The organism is Streptomyces sp. NPDC059668, from assembly GCF_042734135.1.
Lineage (GTDB): Bacteria > Actinomycetota > Actinomycetes > Streptomycetales > Streptomycetaceae > Streptomyces.
Genome location: NZ_JBHWEL010000007.1, coordinates 164,832 through 167,060, shown reverse-complemented (window position 1 = coordinate 167,060; position 2,229 = coordinate 164,832). Strand labels below are relative to the sequence as shown.

The 2,229-nt window shown below is 73.5% G+C and carries 2 protein-coding genes; one reads left to right on the top strand and one right to left on the bottom strand.

The features are described 5' to 3' along the window. Positions 1 to 241 precede the first annotated feature (241 nt). Positions 242 to 1,201 carry an ROK family protein gene (locus ACFV2J_RS08635; protein ID WP_385097778.1) on the bottom strand — a complete coding sequence of 320 codons (960 nt, stop codon included), beginning with the start codon at positions 1,199 to 1,201 and terminating at the stop codon, positions 242 to 244. A gap of 222 nt (positions 1,202 to 1,423) precedes the next feature. Here ACFV2J_RS08635 and ACFV2J_RS08630 point away from each other — a divergent pair. Continuing rightward, positions 1,424 to 2,229 (top strand): LacI family DNA-binding transcriptional regulator (locus ACFV2J_RS08630; protein ID WP_385437832.1); only part of this gene is annotated, 806 nt, incomplete at its 3' end.

Genomic DNA, 2,229 nt, shown 5'->3' with positions numbered 1-2,229 from the left:
GCACAGACCCACCCCCCCACGCCCGCCCCGCCGCGGCGCCCGGAACCCCCACCACCCGCCCGGCCGGCCGAAGGACCGAATACTCAGCTGTTCGTTACGCGACCGGACCCCGGACCGGCAGCCCAACCCCGTCACCCCCGGACCGGCCGCCCCACACCGTCACCTCGACCGGTCACCCCGACCCGTCACCTCGGCCGGTCACCCCACCCCGTCACCTCGGCCCGTCCCCCGAACGCAGCCCTCAGCCGCCGACCCGCGCGGCCGTCCCGTTCGGCTGCCTGCTGAGCGCGGCCGCCGCCGCGCCGACCAGCCCCGCGTCCGTGCCCATGAGCGCGGGCGCCACGGTCAGCCGCCGCACGAAGGAGAGCGTCGCGTAGTCGCCCAGCGCCTTGCGCAGCGGGGCGAGGAGCACGTCGCCCGCCTTGCCCACACCGCCGCCGATGACGGCGATGTCGATCTCGACGAGGGTCGCGGTCGCCGCGATGCCCGCGGCGAGCGCCCTGGCCGCCCGCTCGAAGGAGGCCACCGCCACCGGATCGCCCGCACGGGCCGCTTCGGCCACCGCGGCGGCCGAGGTGTCGCCGTCGGGTCCGGGCAGCCAGCCGCCCTCCAGGGCACGCCGGGCGATGTTCGGACCGCTCGCGATGCGCTCCACACAGCCCCGGGAGCCGCACGGGCACAGGTCGCCGTCGAGGTCCACGCTGATGTGCCCGATGTGGCCCGCGTTGCCGGTGGGGCCCGCGTGCAACTGACCGTTGAGGACGAGCCCGCCGCCGACGCCCGTCGACACCACCATGCACAGCGCGTTGTCGTGACCGCGGGCGGCCCCCTGCCAGTGCTCGGCCGCGGTGATGGCGACGCCGTCACCGATCAGCTCGACGGGCAGACCCCCCGTGGCCTTGCGCACCCGCTCCACCAGCGGGTAGTCACGCCAGCCCGGCACGTTCACGGGGCTCACGGTGCCCGCCGAGGCGTCCACCGGGCCCGCACTGCCGATGCCGACGGCCGCCGCCCTGTTCCACAGCGGGGAGAGAGTCAGTTCACCGACCACGGCCTCCACGGCCCCCATGACGGTGTCGCCGTCCTCCTGCGCGGGCGTCGCGCGCTGCGCGCGTAGCAGGATCCGGCCACGGCCGTCCACGAGCGCTCCGGCGATCTTGGTGCCGCCGATGTCGAGCGCGGCCACGAGGTCGGTGTGCATCAGTGTCAGTTCTCCTGGTGAACCTTGCGAAACAGGGCAGACCGGTCTCGCGGTGGGGGGCGCAGGCCGGAGAATGCGGTGAACAGTGTCTCCCGCATCTGACAACGTTGTCCAGGCTCTATGCTCGACGCCACATCCTCATACACCCCCATGGACCGTCGCATCACGGTGGACGACAGGAACGGCCGCGCCACCGAGAACGACAGGACAGGACAGCACATCGTGGCAGAGACCGCCCGCAGATCCGAGAACCGTTACGGCAACCGCCCCACCATGAAGGACGTGGCGGCGCGTGCCGGCGTGGGTCTCAAGACGGTCTCACGCGTGGTCAACGGCGAGCCAGGCGTGACCCCGGACACCGAACGCCGGGTGCAGGAGGCCATCGACGCGCTGGGCTTCCGGCGCAACGACAGCGCGCGGGTGCTGCGCAAGGGCCGCACCGCGAGCATCGGCCTCGTGCTGGAGGACCTCGCGGACCCGTTCTACGGTCCGCTCAGCCGCGCGGTGGAGGAGGTGGCCCGTGCCCATGGCGCGCTGCTCATCAACGGCTCCAGCGCCGAGGACCCGGAGCGTGAGCAGGAGCTGGTCCTCGCCCTGTGCGCGCGCCGGGTGGACGGACTGGTCGTCATTCCGGCCGGCGACGACCACCGCTACCTCGAACCCGAGATCAAGGCGGGCGTGGCCACGGTGTTCGTGGACCGCCCCGCGGGGCAGATCGACGCCGACGTGGTCCTCTCGGACAGTTTCGGCGGGGCGCGGGACGGCGTGACGCATCTGATCGACCACGGTCACCGCCGGATCGGCTTCATCGGTGACATGCCCCGCATCCACACCGCCGCCGAGCGGCTGCGTGGCTATCGCGCGGCCATGGAGGACGCGGGCATAGCGGTCGAGCCCGCCTGGATGTCCCTGGGCGTCACGGACCCGGTGCGGGGGGCGGGGGGCGCCGGGGTGGTTGGGATGGGGGCCTACCCCGGGCCCCGGCTCAATCCGCGGCGCAAAACAGTGGCTCTGCACGGGGGTCCCGG